Consider the following 2,869-nt stretch of genomic DNA (forward strand, 5'->3'; position numbering starts at 1 on the left):
ACCACGTTGATGATCAGGACATTGCCGTCGCGGTTCAGCTGAATGTCCTGGAAGAAGCCGGTCTTGAACAGCGAACGGGTCGAGTCCACCAGGCGACGGTCGTCGACCTGGTCACCAATGCTCAGCGGCAAGGCGCCGAACACGCTGCCGGCGGAAACCCGCTGCAGGCCGTTGATGCGGATGTCGGCGACTTGAAACGTTGCCGCCTGGGCCAGCGAGGCCTTGAGCAGCAGGAGGGAGAGCAGCAGTCGCGGGTAGTTCATCGAGGGTTCCAGGCAGGCGTGTTCGTGGGGGTAGGGCGGGGCCGGCGAAGCGGGCGATGAGCATACGAGCGGGCTGTGTACGGCGCGGTTAACCGGGGGTAAAGATGTGTAAAGTCCGACCGGGCGGCGGTGACAGGCGGGCGGTGCGGGGCGATCATTGGCGGCTGTAGACCCTGCCAAAGCGTGCCCCCATGACCCCTGTGCTACTGGTCGACGACGACCGCGAACTCACCGAAATGCTCGCCCTGTACCTGGCCCGCGAGGGCTTTTGCGCCACCGCCGTGGCCACCGGCGAGGAGGGCGAGGCCCATGCCTTGAGCGGCGCCTACCAGGTGGTGGTGCTGGATGTGATGCTGCCGGGTATTTCGGGCATCGACGTGCTGCGCCGGGTGCGCGCCCGCAGCCAGGTGCCGGTGCTGCTGCTCACCGCCCGGGGCGACAACATCGACCGCATCGCCGGCCTTGAGCTGGGCGCCGACGACTATGTACCCAAACCCAGCTCGCCGGGTGAGCTGGTGGCGCGCCTGCGGGCGATCCTGCGCCGGGTGCAGCCTCAGGCTGCGAGCGATAACCAGGCGCTGGATGCGGTCAGCAGTGGCGCGCTGACCCTGTGGCCGGGGCGGCGCCAGGCGCAGTGGGGCCCGGCCACCCTGGACCTGACCGGCACCGAGTTCAGCCTGCTGGAGGCGTTGACCCGCCAGGCCGGGCAACTGGTGAGCAAGCAGGACTTGTCGCTCAATGCACTGGGCCGGCCGCTGACCCGCTATGACCGGCGCATCGATGTGCATGTGAGCAGCATCCGCCAGAAGCTCGGCCCGCGTGCCGACGGCAGCAGCTGGATCCAGAGCGTGCGGGGCATGGGCTACATGCTGATCGTCGAATGATGCGCCGGCGCCTGTTCTGGAAGCTGTTCCTGGCCTTCTGGCTGGCCAACTGCCTGACGTTTCTGGTGGGGGCGGGCGCCTTCATGCTCGATGAGCTGCGCGGCGACACCCCGGCGCTGCGCTCGTTGCTGGCCACCGAACTGACCCTGCTCGAGCGCTACGGCGAGCAGGCCGGGCGGCAGCTGCTGCAGGTGTCGCCGCAGCCGCCGGATGTGCAGGTGGGGCTGTATGACGCAAGCGGTCGCCTGCTGGCCGGCAAGGCGGTGGCGCCGGTGCGTTTCGAGCAGGCGCTGAACGATGCCGATGGCCGTGCGCTGGTGCTGCGCGCCTCGGTGGCCAGCGGCGTGGGTGAAGCGCCGCGCCCGCGCAGCATGGGCCCGCTGGTTACTGGCACCTTGATGAGCGCGTTGTTCGCGTTGTTGTGCAGCCTGTACCTGACCCGCCCGCTGGCCTGGCTGCGCGAGGCCATGGGCCAGGTAGCGCAAGGCCGTTTCGAGGTACGGGTGCGCCCGCGCCTGGGGCGGCGGCGTGACGAGATCGTCGACCTTGCCGAGGATTGCGACCGCATGGCCGGCCAGCTCAAGGCGCTGGTGCAGGCCCAGCAGCACCTGCTGCACGACATCTCCCACGAGCTGCGCTCGCCGCTGACCCGGCTGCATGCGGCCATCGGCTTGCTGCGCCAGCAACCGGAGCGTGGCGAAATGCTCGAGCGTATCGAGCGCGAATCGCGGCGCATGGACGATCTGATCGAGCAGTTGTTGACCCTGGCTCGGGCCCAGTCGCGCCAGGATGACGGCGCCTGCGAGGCGCTGGATGTGGTCGAGTTGCTGGCGCAGATCGTCGAGGATGCGCGCTTCGAGGCGGGCATGAAGCAGTGCCGGGTGGTGCTGGACAGCGATGGCGCGTTCGTCACCCGTGGCCATGAAGAGCTGCTGTACCGCGCCTTCGAGAACGTGATCCGCAATGCGGTGCGCTATACCGCGCCGGGTACCGATGTGTGGGTGCGGGCGTTGCTGGTGGCGGGTGGTTTGCGGGTGGAGGTGAGTGACCAGGGGCCGGGGGTGGAGCCTGGGCGGTTGGCGGGCATATTCGAGCCGTTCGACCGTGGGGCGGACAGTGGCGGTGACGGGTTTGGCCTGGGCTTGGCGATTGCCCAGCGGGCGATTCACCTGCACCAGGGGCGTATTGGCGCGCAGGCGGGCGAGGGGGGGGGCTTGCGGGTGTGGATCGACTTGCCCTGCGGGTTGTCTGGAGTATGATGCGCGGCCGCTTCAGGAGCCTTGCCGGTTATGGCCAAAGAGATCGAGAACCCTTGCGTTTCGTTGTGTCAGCTCAACAGTGAGTTGTGTGTGAGCTGTGGGCGCACGCGGGAGGAAATTCGCAAGTGGCGGGGGATGAAGCGGCCGGAGAAGATGGCCACGGTGCAGCGGGCGGCGGCGCGGGTCAAGGCGTTGGTCAAGAAGGGGGTTAAGCGCCAGGGGCGGGATTGATGGGGTTTGCCTGTGGGCGGGGGCGGCTTGCCGGCGATTGCGTTTGCGTGGGCGGCTTATATCTGGTGGTGTACGTTATTGTTTGTTGGTTTGTTGGTTTGTTGGTTTGTTGGTTTGTTTTAGTTGGTTTTTAAGTGGTATGCGCATTCATTATTTGTATTGACGCTTATTCACCTTTCCGCCCTTACGGCGGGTTACTTTTTTTCGTGGAAAAAAGTAACCAAAAACCGTG

General features: G+C 66.4%; 3 protein-coding genes and 1 pseudogene. 3 read left to right on the forward strand and 1 reads right to left on the reverse strand.

The features are described 5' to 3' along the window. Positions 1-263 (reverse strand): annotated as a pseudogene (locus ACI2KK_RS28905) (outer membrane assembly protein); the annotation flags it as partial. 191 nt (positions 264-454) lie between these two features. Between ACI2KK_RS28905 and ACI2KK_RS28910 the strand changes: the two are divergent. The 3 genes from ACI2KK_RS28910 to ACI2KK_RS28920 are packed head-to-tail and all read left to right on the forward strand — an operon-like array spanning position 455 to position 2,637. Further along, positions 455-1,147, forward strand: coding sequence for a response regulator (locus ACI2KK_RS28910; protein WP_404671637.1), 693 nt, complete (start codon positions 455-457; stop codon positions 1,145-1,147). Then, complete coding sequence (locus ACI2KK_RS28915) at positions 1,144-2,406, forward strand: ATP-binding protein (RefSeq protein ID WP_404671638.1); 1,263 nt, start codon at positions 1,144-1,146, stop codon at positions 2,404-2,406. The genes ACI2KK_RS28910 and ACI2KK_RS28915 overlap by 4 nt, the downstream gene beginning before the upstream one ends. A gap of 30 nt (positions 2,407-2,436) precedes the next feature. Next, complete coding sequence (locus ACI2KK_RS28920; RefSeq protein ID WP_404671639.1) at positions 2,437-2,637, forward strand: DUF1289 domain-containing protein; 201 nt, start codon at positions 2,437-2,439, stop codon at positions 2,635-2,637. Positions 2,638-2,869: the final 232 nt, after the last annotated feature.

Origin of the sequence: Pseudomonas sp. NPDC089406, from assembly GCF_044900265.1 — a bacterium.
Classification (GTDB): Bacteria; Pseudomonadota; Gammaproteobacteria; order Pseudomonadales; family Pseudomonadaceae; genus Aquipseudomonas; species Aquipseudomonas fakonensis.

What these genes read in the sequence shown, in the direction of transcription:
- ACI2KK_RS28910 (WP_404671637.1), top strand. Translation starts at nt 455, where the DNA reads ATGACCCCTGTGCTACTGGTCGACGACGACCGCGAACTCACCGAAATG.
- ACI2KK_RS28915 (WP_404671638.1), top strand. Translation starts at nt 1,144, where the DNA reads ATGATGCGCCGGCGCCTGTTCTGGAAGCTGTTCCTGGCCTTCTGGCTG.
- ACI2KK_RS28920 (WP_404671639.1), top strand. Translation starts at nt 2,437, where the DNA reads ATGGCCAAAGAGATCGAGAACCCTTGCGTTTCGTTGTGTCAGCTCAAC.